22 protein-coding genes are annotated in these 17,384 nt (G+C 49.8%); all 22 read left to right on the forward strand.

The window, feature by feature from the left end:
• The first annotated feature begins 59 nt into the window (after positions 1–59).
• Positions 60–335 (forward strand): stage VI sporulation protein F, encoded by a 276-nt coding sequence (locus tag AC50YG_RS00915; RefSeq protein ID WP_341278178.1) that lies wholly within the window; start codon positions 60–62, stop codon positions 333–335.
• 151 nt (positions 336–486) lie between these two features.
• Positions 487–666, forward strand: coding sequence for a DUF2768 family protein (locus tag AC50YG_RS00920; RefSeq protein WP_046232021.1), 180 nt, complete (start codon positions 487–489; stop codon positions 664–666).
• A 54-nt stretch (positions 667–720) separates the two neighbouring features.
• Positions 721–1,017: a 2Fe-2S iron-sulfur cluster-binding protein gene (locus tag AC50YG_RS00925; RefSeq protein ID WP_473757533.1), complete on the forward strand. Its 297-nt coding sequence runs from the start codon at positions 721–723 to the stop codon at positions 1,015–1,017.
• Positions 1,018–1,137: 120 nt separating this feature from the next.
• Positions 1,138–1,752 (forward strand): nucleotidyltransferase domain-containing protein, encoded by a 615-nt coding sequence (locus AC50YG_RS00930; protein ID WP_494824064.1) that lies wholly within the window; start codon positions 1,138–1,140, stop codon positions 1,750–1,752.
• Positions 1,749–2,093: a 2Fe-2S iron-sulfur cluster-binding protein gene (locus AC50YG_RS00935; RefSeq protein ID WP_494824065.1), complete on the forward strand. Its 345-nt coding sequence runs from the start codon at positions 1,749–1,751 to the stop codon at positions 2,091–2,093. Before AC50YG_RS00930 ends, AC50YG_RS00935 begins: the two co-directional genes overlap by 4 nt.
• Before the next feature lie 29 nt (positions 2,094–2,122).
• Complete coding sequence (locus tag AC50YG_RS00940) at positions 2,123–2,881, forward strand: YphF family lipoprotein (protein ID WP_473757531.1); 759 nt, start codon at positions 2,123–2,125, stop codon at positions 2,879–2,881.
• 305 nt (positions 2,882–3,186) lie between these two features.
• A complete protein-coding gene (gene spoIVA, locus AC50YG_RS00945) occupies positions 3,187–4,665 on the forward strand; it encodes a stage IV sporulation protein A (RefSeq protein WP_473757530.1) in 1,479 nt (492 codons plus the stop codon).
• A gap of 280 nt (positions 4,666–4,945) precedes the next feature.
• Positions 4,946–6,070 (forward strand): sugar ABC transporter substrate-binding protein, encoded by a 1,125-nt coding sequence (locus AC50YG_RS00950; protein ID WP_494824068.1) that lies wholly within the window; start codon positions 4,946–4,948, stop codon positions 6,068–6,070.
• 49 nt (positions 6,071–6,119) lie between these two features.
• The gene (locus tag AC50YG_RS00955; protein WP_494824069.1) at positions 6,120–7,634 is read left to right on the forward strand and encodes a sugar ABC transporter ATP-binding protein; all 1,515 of its coding nucleotides are present in this window, start codon (positions 6,120–6,122) and stop codon (positions 7,632–7,634) included.
• The gene (locus AC50YG_RS00960; protein ID WP_338551735.1) at positions 7,634–8,620 is read left to right on the forward strand and encodes an ABC transporter permease; all 987 of its coding nucleotides are present in this window, start codon (positions 7,634–7,636) and stop codon (positions 8,618–8,620) included. The genes AC50YG_RS00955 and AC50YG_RS00960 overlap by 1 nt, the downstream gene beginning before the upstream one ends.
• Positions 8,621–8,767: 147 nt before the next feature.
• Complete coding sequence (locus tag AC50YG_RS00965) at positions 8,768–9,079, forward strand: HU family DNA-binding protein (protein WP_074904845.1); 312 nt, start codon at positions 8,768–8,770, stop codon at positions 9,077–9,079.
• A 127-nt stretch (positions 9,080–9,206) separates the two neighbouring features.
• Entirely contained in the window at positions 9,207–9,428 is a 222-nt protein-coding gene (gene mtrB / locus AC50YG_RS00970) for a trp RNA-binding attenuation protein MtrB (protein WP_341278170.1), read from the forward strand.
• Between the two features lie 298 nt (positions 9,429–9,726).
• Positions 9,727–10,350, forward strand: a complete 624-nt coding sequence (locus tag AC50YG_RS00975; RefSeq protein WP_494824072.1) for a hypothetical protein — start codon at positions 9,727–9,729, stop codon at positions 10,348–10,350.
• 142 nt (positions 10,351–10,492) lie between these two features.
• On the forward strand, positions 10,493–11,362 hold the full coding sequence (locus AC50YG_RS00980; RefSeq protein ID WP_494824074.1) for a heptaprenyl diphosphate synthase component 1: 870 nt from the start codon (positions 10,493–10,495) through the stop codon (positions 11,360–11,362).
• Positions 11,363–11,372: 10 nt separating this feature from the next.
• Positions 11,373–12,089 (forward strand): demethylmenaquinone methyltransferase, encoded by a 717-nt coding sequence (locus tag AC50YG_RS00985; RefSeq protein ID WP_099519932.1) that lies wholly within the window; start codon positions 11,373–11,375, stop codon positions 12,087–12,089.
• Positions 12,086–12,961, forward strand: a complete 876-nt coding sequence (locus tag AC50YG_RS00990) for a UbiA-like polyprenyltransferase (RefSeq protein WP_494824075.1) — start codon at positions 12,086–12,088, stop codon at positions 12,959–12,961. The genes AC50YG_RS00985 and AC50YG_RS00990 overlap by 4 nt, the downstream gene beginning before the upstream one ends.
• Positions 12,955–13,590 (forward strand): UbiX family flavin prenyltransferase, encoded by a 636-nt coding sequence (locus tag AC50YG_RS00995; RefSeq protein WP_473757524.1) that lies wholly within the window; start codon positions 12,955–12,957, stop codon positions 13,588–13,590. Before AC50YG_RS00990 ends, AC50YG_RS00995 begins: the two co-directional genes overlap by 7 nt.
• Positions 13,580–14,434: a menaquinone biosynthesis protein gene (locus AC50YG_RS01000; RefSeq protein ID WP_494824077.1), complete on the forward strand. Its 855-nt coding sequence runs from the start codon at positions 13,580–13,582 to the stop codon at positions 14,432–14,434. The genes AC50YG_RS00995 and AC50YG_RS01000 overlap by 11 nt, the downstream gene beginning before the upstream one ends.
• Before the next feature lie 8 nt (positions 14,435–14,442).
• Positions 14,443–15,417 carry a polyprenyl synthetase family protein gene (locus tag AC50YG_RS01005; protein WP_473757522.1) on the forward strand — a complete coding sequence of 325 codons (975 nt, stop codon included), beginning with the start codon at positions 14,443–14,445 and terminating at the stop codon, positions 15,415–15,417.
• Positions 15,418–15,445: 28 nt separating this feature from the next.
• Positions 15,446–15,889: a nucleoside-diphosphate kinase gene (gene ndk / locus AC50YG_RS01010; protein ID WP_338551726.1), complete on the forward strand. Its 444-nt coding sequence runs from the start codon at positions 15,446–15,448 to the stop codon at positions 15,887–15,889.
• Between the two features lie 33 nt (positions 15,890–15,922).
• Positions 15,923–16,708 carry a CheR family methyltransferase gene (locus AC50YG_RS01015; protein WP_494824079.1) on the forward strand — a complete coding sequence of 262 codons (786 nt, stop codon included), beginning with the start codon at positions 15,923–15,925 and terminating at the stop codon, positions 16,706–16,708.
• 66 nt (positions 16,709–16,774) lie between these two features.
• Positions 16,775–16,942: a hypothetical protein gene (locus AC50YG_RS01020; protein WP_341278161.1), complete on the forward strand. Its 168-nt coding sequence runs from the start codon at positions 16,775–16,777 to the stop codon at positions 16,940–16,942.
• Positions 16,943–17,384 lie beyond the last annotated feature (442 nt).

Consider the following 17,384-nt stretch of genomic DNA (forward strand, 5'->3'; position numbering starts at 1 on the left):
CCATCGGAGCTGAAGCTTAAGATCAACAAGCTGATGCGATTGCGATGGGAGGTAGAAGCATGGGGAAAAATATTTCAAAAGACGTGCTCGGCGCCATTAATAAAAAAACCGGCAAAAACATCTCCGAAAACTCGGTCAAGAAGCTGGCCAGCGGTGTAACGGATTCGACGATGCAGAACGAAGCCGAACTACGCAAGCTGATCAAGCAAGTGTCTGAGATGGCGAAGGTGCCTGTGGCGGAATCGACTATAAACGATATTGTCAAAGCCGTTAAGGCGACCGGCATGAATATGAACAGCATGGAATCGCTTGTGAAAATGATGATCAAGAAGTAACAAATCCTTATATTAGGGCAAAAGCGCAAAGCTTTGCTGCAGCGGAGCGATCCCGCTGCAGCGATTTTGCGCCTTTTGTCCTTTTTTGCAGTCAATGATATAATATGGGTTGCATTTATTACTTTGGTGAAGAGTGGGAGAAGAGTCGACTATGGATGCTATGATGAAAATGTGGGTTTCGCTGATCGGCATCGGCTTAATGGCCATTTCGGCGGTAATCATTACATTTGCCCGGATTAAGACGAAGGGGATCGTTAAATTTATTTTATCGCTGATTGCTTTTGTTTTGCTGCTCATTGGTTTTATTTGCGGAGTCATTTCAATTATTTAACGGTTATACGAAAGGCATACATACATCCAGATAGAGAAGGGGACGGTTGCGCTTATGATTGAGCTTACGGGGAGAACGAGAACGGCGATTGTAGAAGCGGAGGACGGACTGTCGCTGCTGGACTTAGCGATGAAGCATAATGTGGATTTTGCTTTCTCCTGCACGCGTGGCACCTGTGCCCGATGTCGCTGTCAAGTGATCGAAGGAGCCAGCGGGCTCGAAGGAATAACGGATCAGGAATGGGATCGCATGGACCCGGAAGAGTTTGAAGAAGGCTATCGCCTTGCTTGCCAAGCGATTGTAAAGTCGGTCGATGTGAACATTAAAGCGGTTAATAAAACTTATTTTTAAAATATAAGCAGTTTTAAGTTTCACCTTGACCCTTATGCGCCTCGTCATTTGTTACTTTAACGGGTGGGTGAAGTTGATAGAGTAGCGCCGCCATTATTTTTGATAAAGGAAGTGCAAGTGATGAGCATTAGAGGACGAATCGAGCAAGCGCTGGCCTCCATTGCCCAGCTGACAGCCGGAAGCGGCGCTCCTTGGGTTGTTGGGGGCAGCGCAGGGCTTATGCTGAGAGGCGCGGCGCTGACCAGCGAACCTAGAGATTTGGATTTATACACCGATGAGGCTGACGTCGATCGTCTTCATGCCTTGCTTCAGCCTTTTTCTACAGATATTCCAGTATTGGATGAGACGGGCATATACCGTTCCAGGCTAAGCCACTATCTCATTGACGGCGTGACCGTTGAGCTTGTAGGCGGGTTTGTTGTGCGGGCACATGACAGCTGTTATGAGACGCAGGTGCGTTCGCTGCTGCTGCCATATGCAGAGCAGATAACGGTTGGTAAAGGCTCTGCTCTCGCTGCTACAGTAGCTGTTGTGCCGCTCGCTCATGAGCTATGGTTTAATGTGCTGCGTGATCGCCGAGATCGTTATATGCTGATCATTGAAGCGTATTGCGAGGACGAAGCCCGCCATTCACCAGCGCTTGAGCAGCTGGAAAGCCGCAATCAGCTGAGCACAGCACTGCAAGCGGAGGTGCGCCGCTGGATTGCGGAGCAGCGGGTAGGGCAGCTGATATGAGCGCCGAGGTGACGTTTCTGCCTGCTGGCAAAACAATCAAGGTGCGCCCCGGTACAACGCTGCTGGACGCTGCAAGACAAGCGGGTATTGCGGTAAGAACGCGCTGTGATGGCAAAGCTGCTTGTTTTATGTGCAAAATGGAAGTAAAGGAGGGCAGCGAGCTGATGCCGATCGGCGATGTGGAACGGCGCAAGCTTGCAGGCTTGGAAGACGGCATGCGGCTTTCCTGCCAGGCGCGTGTGAAGGGCAAGGTACAGGCTGAAATTCCGATGGACCCGCTTCGCGCGGCGGTGCTTAAGCAGCTGGCGAGGCAGGCTGAGGAAGATGATAAGCTTTGGTAAGGCTTTGGAAGATAGGGGGACGCATTAAAATGTTTAATTTTGTGTTTGCGCATCCAATTAGCCGCGAGCTATGGGTGCGGAGGGCAGCGTTGCTGGCAACTGCCGCCGCTCTGCTGGTGTTAACCGGATGCATGTATCCGAATGATCGCCTATCGCAAAATCAAGGCGCTCCGAAAGAGGCAGTCCGGAGTGTACAGGCCGCGATTGATGAGTATATGGCAGATACGGGCGTATTGCCCATTAAGAATAGCACGTCTGAAACGCCATTATATGAGAAGTTCATCCTTGATTTCGTTCCGCTGCAAGGAAAAGGGTATTTGGGTGATATTCCGTCAGCGGCGTTTGAGAAGGGCGGCAATTATTATTTTCTGATTACGGATGAAGAAACAGATCCTAAAGTTCGGCTGATGGATTTGCGCATTTATCAGCAGATCAACGATATTTCGAGCTGGGTGCAGGCGTATTCCACTGCTAATGCGGGCAAGCTGCCGAAAGGCGACGAGGCTTATCCGGGCTTTTACTACGTGGATTACAATTTGCTTGGCAAAAAAGCGCCTACGATTGTCAGCAGCTACTCCAGCTTGACGATGGCGGCAATGCTGGACGAGAAAGGCCAGGTTTATGCAGATTATGGCCCTGATCTGATGCAAGCGATCCAGAAGGATGGCGAAACGACCTTTGCGGCCGATTATGACCTGCGCCAGCTGTTGGTTGAGCGGGATGTTTTTGTCCCAGTAAAGGCGCCCGTCTATTATTGGGTGGACGGACAGCCGAAGGCGATATCGTAAATCTGTAATGATTTGATCTTCATAGATTCTGATAGTGGCGTCCTCCAAGCTTGATTCTTCGAGAATCGGTTTGGAGGATTTTTTGCTGTATTGGCATACTGCAGCTGTATTTTTCATATAACTCAATCTTGGAAGGGCAAGAGCGTGACTTAAGCTTTAAAAGATTTGATAACAATTGTCATAATTGGAGAGCTGGAACAATAGGATATTACTAGTCCTAAAAGCTGTACGAGTTGCGTCGCTGGCCTGCCCTCTTGTCCGGTGGAAGGCGGCGAACCGGGAAATCAATTGGGAGGGGATATTCAGTGGAGAAAGTAGACATTTTCAAGGACATAGCCGAACGTACCGGTGGGGATATTTACCTCGGTGTTGTAGGGGCTGTCCGCACGGGCAAATCAACGTTCATCAAGCGGTTCATGGAAACGGTGGTGCTCCCTAACATTACGAGTGAGGCTGATCGTGTACGAGCCGTAGACGAGCTGCCGCAAAGCGCCGCGGGCAAAACCATCATGACAACCGAGCCGAAATTTGTGCCAAACCAAGCGGTGCAATTGAAAGTAGCCGAAGGGCTGGAAGTAAACATGCGGCTGGTCGATTGTGTCGGCTATGCGGTGGAAGGTGCGAAAGGTTATGAGGATGAAAATGGGCCGCGGATGATTACAACACCGTGGTTCGATGATCCGATTCCTTTCCAGGAAGCAGCGGAAATCGGTACGCGTAAAGTCATCCAGGAGCATTCTACATTAGGCGTAGTCGTGACGACTGATGGTTCGATCGCAGAAATACCGCGCAGCTCCTATGTAGAGGCCGAGGAGCGGGTCATCAGCGAGCTGAAGGAAGTAGGCAAGCCCTTTGTGCTGATTATTAACTCGACGCGTCCGCGCAGCGAGGAAGCGCTGCAGCTGCGCTCCGAGCTTCAAACGAAATATGATATTCCGGTCATTACGCTCAGCGTTGCAACGATGGGGGAAGAGGAAGTTATTTCGGTACTGCGGGAAGTACTTTACGAGTTCCCTGTTCATGAAGTCAACGTGAATCTGCCAAGCTGGGTGATGGTGCTGAATGAAAATCACTGGCTGCGCAGCAACTATGAAAACTCGGTCCGCGATACAGTGAAGGATATTCGCCGTTTGCGGGATGTGGACCGGGTAGTAGCGCAGTTTATGGATTACGACTTTATCGCTAGGGCGGGACTCAGCGGCATGAACATGGGGCAGGGCGTAGCCGAGATCGACCTGTATGCGCCGGATGAGCTGTATGACCGGATTTTGATGGAAGTGGTCGGCGTAGAAATTCGCGGCAAAGATCATTTGCTCCAGCTGATGCAGGAATTTTCCCATGCGAAGCGGGAATATGACCGCTTCGCCGAAGCGCTGGAAATGGTCAAGGCGACTGGCTACGGCATTGCGGCTCCGACGCTTGCAGAGATGGCGTTGGAGGAGCCGGAGCTCATTCGCCAAGGCTCAAGATTCGGCGTAAGGCTGAAAGCGACTGCTCCATCTATCCATATGATCCGCGTCGATGTGGAATCGGAATTTGCGCCAATTATTGGCTCTGAGAAGCAGACCGAAGAGCTCGTAAGATATTTGATGCAGGATTTCGAGAGCGACCCGATCAAAATTTGGGAGTCCGACATTTTCGGCCGCTCGCTGCATTCCCTTGTAAGAGAAGGCATTCAGGGCAAAATTGCGATGATGCCGGACAACGCGCGCTACAAGCTGCAGGAAACGCTGGGCCGCATTATTAACGAGGGATCTGGTGGCCTGATCGCCATAATTTTGTAACGCATCTATACCTAGTTGAAAACAGCCGTTGCTTGAAAGGCCGATCAGGTCTTCAAGCAACGGCTGTTCTGCATTTGCGGCGGTTTGTGCTCAGGCGGCTGGGGCTTTGAAAATGAGGTTGCAATTTTTGAAAAGCGTTACTATAATGACAATTGTTGCGTCAATCGTTTTTTTGACAATATACTAAATTCCGATTGACATAGTGGGATAAAATGATATGATTGCAAGGAAGCAATATACTGATGATGGTAGAGACATGAGATGGGGAGAGGGAAACAACATGAAACAATGGGGTAAGCTTTCATTAACAATTTTTTTAGCTGCGGTACTACTGGTAATATCGGCTTGCGGAACGGCAAAAAACAATGCGCCTGCAGGTGAAGCATCAGCCTCGCCGACAGCATCAGCTGAAGCTACAGCAGACAATGCAGCTGGCGGAAGCAGCGATTTGGCAGCTTTAAAAGGTAAAAAACTTGCGCTCGTTATGCAATTTAATACAGGAACCTTTTCGTCCCAATATGTAGAAGGGGTGAAAGAGCAAGCCGGAAAATTTGGCGGAGAAGTAACGGTTTTCGCATCCGACAATGATTTGGCGAAAATGTCCTCAAACCTTGATGCAGCAATCAACCAAGGCTTTGATGGCATTTTGATTGACCATGGACAAGCTGCGGCGCTCGAAGCGGGAATTAAAAGAGCGAAAGAGCAAGGCATTTCTGTAGTCGTGTTCGATGCAGACGTGAAAGTGGATGGCGTGCCTGTATTGCAGCAGGATGACCAGAAAATGGCTGAAATTACGCTTGAGCAGCTTGCTAAAGATGCTGGTAGCAAAGGAAATATCGTTAAAGTATGGGTAGCAGGCTTTGCGCCAATGGAGCGCCGTCAAGTGGCCTACAAGCAGTTCCAAGAGAAATATCCTGACATTAAAGAAATTGCCGCTTTCGGTAATGCCAACAACCCGGCACTTGATACACAATCGCAGATGGAAGCGATTTTGCGCCAATACCCGAACAAAGGCGATATTACAGCGGTATGGGCGGCTTGGGATGAGTTCGCTAAAGGCGCTTCCCGTGCCATTCAGCAGGCTGGCCGTACAGAAATTAAAGTATACGGCATCGACATGAGCGATGAGGATCTGCAAATGATTCAAGACAAAACGAGCCCTTGGGTCGCTTCAGCAGCTGTTGATCCTAAAGATATCGGACGTGTGCAAGTTCGTATATTGTACAAAGAATTCAAAGGCGATGCGAATGAGCCTTTAGTCGTTCTGGAGCCGGTATACGTTCACCGTGATGCGTTGCCAGAAGCGAAAGTTAGCACTACGGAGCTTTCGGAGCATGTAGAAGGCTGGGGAAGCAGTTCGCAGGGTTATGAGGATTGGATGAAAGACTTGGAAGCTTTGAAATAAGGGCTTGCCCTAAGCAATAGGCACATGCAGGGATGGAGAGATGCAAACGATGAGTGCAAACAAACAATTGCAAATGAAGGGAATCCGGAAAGCTTTTTCCGGCATTCCCGCTCTCCGGAATGTTGATTTTATCTTGCAAAGCGGTGAGGTACATGCGCTGCTTGGCGCCAATGGCGCGGGCAAAAGCACGCTGATGAAAATTTTATCAGGGGCCTACAGCCAGGATGAAGGAACCATTGTAATCGATGGACAGCAAGTTCATATCAGTTCGCCAGGGGATGCCAAGTCATTGGGCATCCATTGTGTTTATCAGGAGGTTGATACCGCACTGGTTGCACAGCTAAGCGTAGTGGAGAATGTCATGCTGGATCGCATTTCGGCAAAAGGAAGCAAGGCGTGGTTGAACTGGGGCAAAATGGAGAAGGAGGCAGAGGAAACTCTGGCTCGTTTAGGTGCGCGTATTCCCGTTCGGAGGAAGGCGGGAGAGCTGACGCTTGCGGAAAAACAGCTCGTATTAATTGCGCGCTTACTGACCGAGAAAGCTAAATATGTCATTTTTGATGAACCGACCGCCCCTTTGAGTTTGGAAGAAGCGGAGCGGTTATTCCGTGTTATAGCCCAGCTTAAGTCAGAAGGTATCGGCATCGTATTCATTTCCCACCGCCTGCCGGAAATATTCCAAATTTGCGATCGTGTCACCGTTATGCGTGATGGAGAGAGGATTGTTACCGAGGCTGCAGCGGCCATGACGATGCAGGATGTCGTCCACGCCATGCTCGGACGAGTGTTCGAGGAGGAGTATCCGAAGCTTGCAGCGGCAATTGGGAAGCCGCTTCTGAACGTTTCCGGCATTCATAGGGGCCATCAGGTTAAGGATGTCAGCTTTGATGTGAAGAGCGGTGAAATCGTCGCGATAGTCGGCCTTGTAGGAGCGGGGAAAACAGAGCTTTCCCGGCTGCTGTTCGGTGCAGACAAAGCGGATGGCGGTACGGTAAGCGTAAATGGACAGGCCGTCAATTTGGCGTCCCCAGCAGATGCTTTTAAAGGCGGGCTTGTGCTTGTGCCGGAGGAGCGCCGCAAGCAGGGGATTTTGGTAGAGGAATCGGTTAAAAATAATCTCAGCTTGCCGATTTTGAGCGCGCTATCCAAGCTCGGCTTTTTGTCAGGAAAGCGTGAGACGAATAATGCTGAAGCTGTAATTGGGCGGCTTGGCGTCAAAACCTCCTCACCGGAACAAAAGGTCGCACATCTGAGCGGCGGGAACCAGCAGAAGGTGTCCATTGGCAAATGGCTGCCTACCGGCGCAAGCGTATATTTGTTCGATGAGCCAACCAAGGGCGTTGACATTGGCGCCAAAAGCGATATTTTCAAAATTATCGGTACGCTCGCAACGCAAGGAAAAGCCATTGTGTATTTGACCTGCGAATTTGCTGAGGCGATCGGTATTGCCGACCGAATTATGGTCATGTGCGACGGGAAGCTCGTCAAGCAGTTTGGACGCGGTGAAGCGACGCAGGAGAAGCTGATGCTATATGCCAGCGGTGGAAAGGATGAAACGGTGTAATGGAGAAGTTTTCAAGCTTTTTATTTAAATATGGCTCGCTCATTGTTATTGCCATTGTCATTTTATTTTTCTCATTATGGGATGAGCATTTTTTCACTTATGCCAATCTTTCTGATATTTTGCGTTCGATTTCTATCGTGACCTTTGTTGCGATTGGCGTAACCTTTTCGCTGACGGTGGACGGCTTTGACTTGTCGGTTGGCTCGACGGTGTCGCTGACAACGGTTGTAACCGCCGCTATGATGGTGTGGTTTCAGCAGCCGCTTATTGTTGTACTGATCGTGGCGATCGCGATTGGCGCCTTGGTAGGGCTGCTTAACGCGCTGCTCATCGTGCGCATCCGAATTCCGGATCTGCTCGCTACGCTTGCCGTGATGTACATTGTAGCCGGCATTCACAAAACGTATACGAAGGGCTACTCGATTTACAATAATATGCCAATGCCTGATGGTTCGACTGCGCCTGGCGTTTTCAACAGCTCCTTCCTGTGGCTGGGCCAAGGCAAAATCGGGCAAATTCCGGTACCTGTTATTTTGATGGTCATTGCTGTTATAGTCGTTCATCTATTTTTCAAATACAGCAAATGGGGACGTCAAATGCAAACGACAGGCGGCAACGAAGAAGCAGCCCGCTTGTCCGGCATCCGCGTTCGCCGCATTCGTACAGCCGCCTATGTGGCTTCAGGGGTCTTCGCTGCGATTGGCGGGGTATTGTTCGCCGCACGTGTTGGAACGGGGCAAATTGACGCTGGAGCGCCTATGATGATGGAGGCCGTAGCGGCCGTATTTGTAGGTTATTCCGTGTTTGGCGCGGGCAAGCCGAATGTAATCGGTACTTTTTTTGGCGCGCTGCTGATCGGGGTGCTGCTCAACGGTTTGACCATGATGAAGGTGCAGTATTATTCCAATGATATTATCAAAGGTGTTGTGCTCGTTTTGGCGCTCGCCGTTACGTTCATTCATCTGAACAAACGCCGAAATGGGTAACCTATTTTAATGAGAATCGTGAAAAAATGCGGAAACGCGCTGAAATACTTGAAATTGCCAAACGGCTGTATTACTATAGGTTTGGTAAATGCATAGAAAACTATGGCATGTATATTTTTAGGTGATTCCGTTAATAAGAGGGATAAGATGACTCTTCATTTGCCTAATAGGGAGGTGAAACGAATGAATAAAACGGATTTGATCAACAAGGTTGCTGAATTATCCGATCTGTCCAAGAAAGATGCGACTAAAGCAGTTGATGCAGTATTTGATGCCATCTCTGATGCGCTTCAAGGCGGCGACAAAGTCCAATTGGTTGGCTTTGGCAACTTCGAGGTTCGCGAGCGTCAAGCTCGTAAAGGACGCAATCCGCAAACCGGTTTGGAAATTGATATTCCGGCTAGCAAAATCCCGGCTTTCAAGCCAGGCAAATCGCTTAAGGATCTCGTATCCAACTAGCAGCAGCATTCGTTAAATCGGCGTCCGGACGTTAGCGTTCGGGCGCTTTTTAAGTAGATAAGCGTTTATAAGTGTGACACTTATAAACGACCTGTCTATCAGAGAGGAACGACAAGGGGGATGGAAAATGGAGCCGACAAACAGCGATTTTATCGTCATTAAGGCGAAGGATCAAGGGGTACAGGTTATTGGACTGACCCGCGGACAAGATACGAAGTTTCATCACACCGAAAAGCTGGATCGCAACGAAGTGCTGATCGTGCAGTTCACGAACCATACTTCAGCCATCAAGGTGCGGGGAAAAGCGGTCATCATGACGAAGCATGGCCAAATAGAGACCGACCAATAGCGACCTGCCGCTCCCTTCTGCCTTGATGCAGGGCGGGAGTTTTTTTATGCGAAAACAGCCGCTCCAGGCATAGGCGGGACCAAATGTTTGTACAATGGGTATGAGGATATATTCGCGCGTACACACTTGGTATAAAAGGGCGAAACGAGCATTTGTCACAAAGATGACAAAGCCGTTTACGCTTGAAATATAAGAATGAATGGGGCATGTTGCCCATCATAAGGCTTATATTTCTCCGCGAAACGAGCATTTGCCATTATGATGGCAAAGCCGTTTACGCTCGAAAGGGGCGGTTATATTGCGCATGGCAAGGCCTTATTTGCTGTCGCTGGTTTTAGTGCTTGCGGTAATGGCGGGGCTTTCCCTGCTGCCAGATATGCGAAAGTCCGAATCGGGCGCGGAAGTGGCTGTATTTCGGCCAACTGCTGCAACAAGGCTGACGAACAGCAATCTTGTTGATATGATGATTGGCCTGCAGCTGGCTTCGCCTATTATGCGGGTGGAGTGGGAGAATTCCCTGCTGACAGTGGAGTTTAAAGTGAAGGCGGGAAGAGAGCTGCCGGCAGAATGGACTCGCGATGTAGAGCAATTGCTGCGGTTGTCATTTGCCAGAATGGAAAATGTGAACCGGGTGCTCATCCGCTACGCTGTGCCAGCACATGAGGCAGCTTTACCAAGCAATGCAGGTTTGGCTGGAGGAGAGCGTACGGATCTAGCAGACAGCACGGTGAAATCACGGCTGCTGCTTGCGGCGGATATTCGGCGCACAGACAGCTGGCTCGCAAGCCTTGGGGAGCTTGGCAGCGCTGATCCGCTGCATGATGAAATATGGCGGGAGAGGCTGCGTATGAGCTTCACATCGGAGTGGACGAAATGGTATGGGCCGGTGCCTACTTACTCTACCAGACCTGCTGCGGAGTAAAGGTTAATGGCCTGCTCCGCCTTTCTGCTTGAAAAAATGCCAATCCTGTGGGCAGCTTCATATGCGCCTTACATAAAGTTGTGCTATAATAGTTTAGATTATTGAGCGGCAATATCTGCTTCTCTGTTCGGAGGCTTACCCCATGAAACCGTATCGTGTACCACAATTAGCGAAGAAGTACGTCGATTATGACATGATTCAAAACCATACGCAGCTTCCTGCTTTTCCCGATTCGCGTCTGCACCTGCTTCAAGCTTTCCTTAGCGAAACCCGCTCCTATGCGGAGAAGGCCGAGCTATTCGCGCTGGTGCTGTCTTTAGTGCAGCTAGGGCTGGATACGCATGATGAGATTGATGTAGAGGATGGAAGCCGCTCGGAGCGCGAGATGCGTTCAAGGCAGCTCAAGGTGCTTGCCGGCGATTATTTCAGCGGCCGTTTCTACCAACTGCTGGCACAAGCCGGAGAGATTGCAATGATAGCCAAGATCAGCCAGGCGGTATGCGAAGTCAACGGGCTCAAAATCACCCTTTATTTACGCATGCAGCAGGATGCCATTCAGGCTGACGATTATTTTAGCAGCATGGTGCAGCTGAAAAGTGGGCTGTTTCTTGCCTTTCAAGATTTGCTGGAAGGTGCAGCAGCCCTTTATTGGACGGAGCTGCTCCACGCTTTAAGCCGCTGCGAGATTGTGCTGGAGGAGCTTGCGCGCTGCAAAGTGCCGGCGCTTTTTCACCAGAGCTGGGCCTACTGGCATGTTCTGCAGGTTGGTACGGATGAAGAGCAACTTGCGCTGGAAGGTCCGCAGTTGGACGCTGGTTTCATTAGCGGCTTGTTTAACAAATATGATATTCATGCCAAGCTTGCTGTGCTGCTGCAGCAGGCTGTGGAAGATGTCCGGATGATTGCGGGCAAGCTGGAATCAGACAAGCTGATTCAGGAGCTGCAGCACATTTTGGACGCGGTGCTTTACAAGATTGCGGGTTTTGCTCCCGCTCTCAACGAGACGAGGTGACCTTAGACGAATGGATGCAAACTCCAAGGGGCATGTGCATGCAGTATTTGAAAACATCGCTCCCAAATATGATTTAATGAATGACCTGCTAAGCTTTCGGCGTCATAAGGCGTGGCGGAAGTTTACTATGCGCAAAATGAATGTACAGCGTGGTCAGACTGCGCTTGACTTGTGCTGTGGCACCTGCGACTGGACGATATCGCTAGCCCAGGCCAGCGAGAGCGGTGCCATAAGCGGACTTGATTTCAGCCAAAATATGCTGAATGTCGGCCATGAGAAAGTGAAGCAGCTTTCACTCGACAAGCAAATTACGCTTGTGCAGGGCAATGCGATGCAATTGCCTTATGAGGATAATTCCTTTGATTATGTAACGATTGGTTTCGGCCTGCGCAACGTACCCGATTATTTGCAGGTGCTTAAGGAAATGCACCGCGTCGTGAAGCCGGGCGGACAGGTCGTATGCCTGGAGCTTTCTAAACCAGGCTGGCAGCCATTCAAGGCCTTATATTATTTATATTTTGAACGGATTTTGCCAATGATCGGCAAGCTGGTAGCCAAGCGATTCCAGGAATATAAATGGCTGCCGGATTCATTAAAGCTTTTTCCTGACCTAAAGCAGCTGTCCGCACTGTTTGAAGAAGCAGGGCTTGAGCAGGTGAAAGGCTACCCGCTGACTGGAGGCATTGCTGCGCTGCATATAGGCATAAAGGAGAAGAAGCCAACATGATTCGCAAAATACGCATTATTCTTGAAATGATTAAATTTGAGCATACGATATTTGCGCTTCCCTTCGCTTTTATGGGAGCGATTCTGGGCGCTGTTGTCATGGAGCAGCGTCTTCCTTCTTGGGCGGAAATCGGCTGGGTTACACTCGCAATGGTAGGCGCTCGAAGCGCCGCGATGTGCCTTAATCGGCTCATTGATGCGGCGATTGATCTGCGCAACCCCCGCACAAGCAACCGGGCTATTCCGGCAGGCTTGCTGAAGTCAGCGGAGGTGCTTTTGTTTACGATTGTTTCCTTCGTGCTGCTCTTCGTAGCTGCGGCTAATCTGGCTCCGCTTGCGATGAAGCTGCTTCCAATTGCTGTCGTATTGCTGGTGCTCTACTCTTATACGAAGCGTTTCACTTGGTTGTGCCATGTTTTTCTGGGGCTAACGATCGGTTTGTCGCCGCTTGGCGGCTGGGTAGCCGTTACGGGCGGCTTTAACACGGCAGCATGGGTGTTCTATGTAACGATTGCGCTGTGGATTGCCGGTTTCGATATCGTCTATGCAACGCAGGATTATGAGTTTGACCGGAAGGAAGGCTTGAATTCCATTCCTGCCCGGTTTGGCGTAGCGAAGGCGCTGTGGATTGCCCGCAGTTTCCATATGGTGACGGCAGTAGGCTTTATTACTTTGTTTATTATGACAAACTTGAGCTGGGTTTATTTGCTTGGAACGGTGCTTGCGATAGTTATGCTGTTCTATCAGCATTGGCTGGTGCGTCCAAACGATCTTTCCCGCGTTCAGCTTTCGTTTTTCGGAATGAATGGCACTTTAAGTGTCGTTTTGTTTTTGTTTGCGATTATTGATTTGATGGTATTGCACAAATGGTAGGGGGCGGAGCTGCTGGCGCAGCAGGCAGATGGGTAGTCGGAATAACCGGGGCGAGCGGCTCTATCTACGGCATTCGGCTGGCAGAGGAGCTGCTCAAAGCGGGCTTTGACGTCCATCTCGTTGTAACCGAGGCTGGCTGGAGAGTGCTTAAGGAAGAGCTGGGCTGGGTGTCGAGCCGCAGACAAGCTGCTGTCGAGCTGCATTTTGCAGAGGCAGTGCAGGCGAAGCGGCTTGTTTTGCATCCGAATGCAGATATTGGGGCTAGCATTGCCAGCGGCTCCTTCCGGGTACAGGGAATGGTCGTTGCGCCTTGCTCCATGGGTACGCTCGCTTCCATTGCTCACGGCATTTCCGATGATTTGCTGTCAAGGGCAGCAGACGTGATGCTCAAGGAAGGACGCAAGCTGCTGCTGCTGCCACGCGAGACCCCGCTGCATGCGATTCATCTGGAAAACATGCTTAAGCTTGCAAAACTGGGCGTAACGATTGTTCCAGCTATGCCTGCCTTTTATTATAAGCCGCAATCGATGGATGACATGATTGATTTTCTGGTTGGCAAGTTATTAGACTGCATGGGAATTGAACATGCTTTGTTTACAAGATGGGGGGATGGGCCTGATGCTGACTAATGACAGCTTGCCCCTGATGATTGGAGAAATTGATTACGCGAATGCATGGCCGCTCTTTGTTGGTCTTGATCAGCGTCTTGACGCTTCTGAGCTTGGGCTGTGCTCTCGCATTCCGGCAGAGCTGAACCGTAAGCTGCGAGAAGGAGAGCTTCAGGCTTCGGCCGTCTCATCCTATGCTTACGGCTTAAACAGCAGAGACTACTTGCTGCTCCCTGAGCTATGCGTAGGATCGGAGGGCCGGGTTAATTCGGTTCTGCTGTTCCTTAAGCAGCCGATTGAGCGAGTGCGTCCACAGCGAATTGCGGTCACAACCGCTTCAGCCACTTCCGTTAATTTGCTCAAAATCCTTATGAAGCTTTATTACGATCTTGATGCGGAATATATTCCTGCTGAGCCGGCGCTTGACCAGATGCTTGAGGATGCGGATGGGGCGCTCATCATTGGCGACCCGGCTATTCATGCTTCTTGGAGAAGTGAAGGGCTGCACATCATTGATCTTGGGGAGCTATGGTATCGCTGGACGGGCCTCGGCATGACCTTTGCGGTTGTTGCGGTTCATAAGGAAGCGGCAGCCGCCTTTCCACAGGAAATTCATGATTTGCATCAGGCGATGCTGGCGACTAAGCGTCACAATCTTGCCAACTTGTCCCCACTCGTGGACAAGGCTTGCAGCGAGCTTGGCGGCGAACGCGCGTATTGGCTGGACTATTTTACATGTCTGCAATATGATTTCGGACAGAAGCTGCGCGAGGGACTGGCGCTGTATTTCCGTTATGCGACACAATTAGGCCTGCTGGACCATGAGGCTCAGCTGGCGTTCTACGAAGACAATTCTGCCGAATAGGTGAAAGAATGAAACTATTAGATATGTACGCAAAATTAAAAGGCGATATCACGCAAATAGAGAAGGAGCTTGAACGCAGCGTCACTTTCGAGCATAAGCTGCTGAGCGAGGCATCCCTTCATCTGCTCAAGGCAGGCGGCAAAAGGCTGCGTCCTGTTTTTGTGCTGCTTGCGGGCAAGTTTGGGCGCTATAATCTGGAGGTCATGAAAAAAATCGCCGTGCCTCTTGAACTGATCCATATGGCCTCGCTTGTCCATGACGATGTAATTGATGATGCAGCTACCAGACGCGGCCAGCCTACGGTCAAGGCCAAATGGGATAATCGGGTTGCGATGTATACCGGAGATTATATTTTCGGCAGAGCGCTCGTTATTGCCACAGAACTCGGCAACCCGCAAATTCATCAGGTGCTGTCCAAGGCGATTGTACAAATGGGCATTGGCGAAATGGAGCAAATCCGTTATTTTTTCAATACGGACCAAACCATACGTCATTATTTGCTGCGCATCAGGCGCAAAACCGCATTGCTCATTGCAGTAAGCTGCCAGCTTGGAGCTATTGCAGCAGATGGGGACAGAGAGACGGCAAACCGGCTGTATGAATATGGCTACAATGTGGGCATGGCGTTTCAAATTCGCGATGATTTGCTTGATTTGTTCGGAACCGAGAAGCAGATCGGCAAGCCGCCAGGCTCTGACATTAGACAGGGCAACATTACGCTGCCTGTTATTTTGGCTCTGCAGGATGAAGCAACTCGCGAGCGGCTGCTTGTGGAAATTGCCCGTATTCGCGAGCATAATGGCAATGTGGATACGCGAGAAGCGATTGATTTGATCAAAAATAGCAAAGGCATTCATGTCGCTGAGCAGCTCGCAGCAAAGTATGTCGAGAAAGCTCTGGCTGCTTTGAAGGAATTGCCATCTATCCCGGCGAAGAAGAACTTATCCGATATCGCACATTTTGTCGGCAAACGCAATTATTAATCAAGATGCGAAAAAGGAGCTGCTACAAGTGGAAAGAACTTTTTTGATGATTAAGCCAGACGGTGTTCAACGTGGCCTCATTGGTGAAATTATGTCGCGCTTTGAGCGTAAAGGGCTTCAATTGGTTGCAGCCAAGTTTATGACCGTAAGTAAGGAGCTTGCCCAAAAGCATTACGAGGAGCATGAAGGCAAGCCTTTTTATGAGCCGCTTCTGGCATTTATTACTTCTGGTCCCGTGTTTGCGATGGTTTGGCAAGGCGATAACGTCATTGCGCTAACCCGTGCTTTAATTGGCAAGACGAACGCAGTGGATGCGCTTCCAGGCACCATTCGCTCTGATTTTGCTGTACATACGAATTTTAATTTGATTCATGGCTCCGACTCGCCCGAAAATGCCGTGCGGGAAATTTCCATTTTCTTCACTCCTGAACAGCTTGTGGAATACGAACAAACGATGCAGCGCTGGGTTTAGCCAGTTGCGATACAAACGGAGGCTGAAGGCATAATGACGGACGATCGGGATTTTGCAACGTTTATCCAGAAGATGAGAGATAAGACCAACATTGATTTATCGCAATATAAGGAAGCGCAGATGAAACGCAGGCTCACGACGCTGCGCATGAAGCATGGATTCCAGACTTTCGATGAATACTGGAGAAAGCTGGAGAATGACCGGACTTTGATGAATGAATTTCTCGACCGGATGACGATTAACGTCTCGGAGTTTTGGCGTAACCCGAATCGGTGGGAAGTGCTGAAAAATCAGTTTTTTCCAGAAATGCTGCAAAACAGCAGTCGCCTGAAAATTTGGAGCGCGGCGTGCTCAACGGGTGAGGAGCCTTATACGCTCGCGATGATTTTGACGGAGATTGGCGCGATTGGCAAATCGTCGATTTTGGCAACGGATCTGGATAATATCGTGCTGCAGAAGGCGCAAGAAGGCATATATTTAGAGCGTTCGCTTAAGGATGTGCCGCCAGTATTCCGTCAAAAATATTTTGCTCCAGATCATGGGGCCTTTGCCGTATCGAATGATTTGAAAAAATCAATCCAGTTCAAGCAGCAAAATATGCTGCATGATACGTTTGACAGCGGATTCGACCTCATTGTATGCCGCAATGTTATGATCTATTTTACCGAGGACGCGAAGCGCATTTTGTACCACAAGTTTGCAAAAGCTTTGAAGCCGGGCGGCATTTTGTTCGTCGGCAGCACGGAACAGATTTTTTCGCCGGCCCAGTATGGCTTTGATACGGCGGATACGTTCTTTTACAGAAAAACGAGCAATTAATGTATATCGTCTTCCTTGTTCTCCTATACTAGTGGTAGTCAACACCATTTGGAGGCGGAACGAAAGATGGATAAACGCAAAGTGATTCAAGCCTATAAGCTTGGTTTTATATCGATTCAGGAGTGCGCGCAGATTTTGGGGCTGGACAGCGGCCAATTGCCGGGATTATTGAAAGCCCAGCAGTTCGCTTCCGATTATGCGGATTCGCAGAGCAAGCGCACGGTAAATAGCTGACGGAAGGCCCATAGAGGGTCGTCGTTTGAAAAAGAGCAGGATCAGGTGCCCAATCAGGCTTCTGATCCTGCTTTTTTTTGACATATAGGAAAGGATATGATTTTCCCATCCTTTCTCTATAGGTCTCGGACTGAAACGCGCCGCGCCGCCAAAGGACGGCTTTCAGCCGTTTACGCTTGAAATATAGGAAAGTATATGATTTTTCTATCCTTTCTCTATATTTCATCGCGAAACGGTAGCTTTGCCGCCAAAGGACGGCTTTCGGCCGTTTACGCTTGAAATAAAAATGGCGTTTGGACGCGGATTGGCGGTGCGCATTTCTTGTCAAACCCGCAAGGCTGTACTATAATGAGCAAAGATGTTTAGGGTAGCTGATGATAGCATGCGCCTAATAATCGGCAGAATGCGCACGCTTGCAGCGCCCCAGGCCATATTAGGTTGT

Source organism: Paenibacillus sp. J31R34, assembly GCF_059383715.1.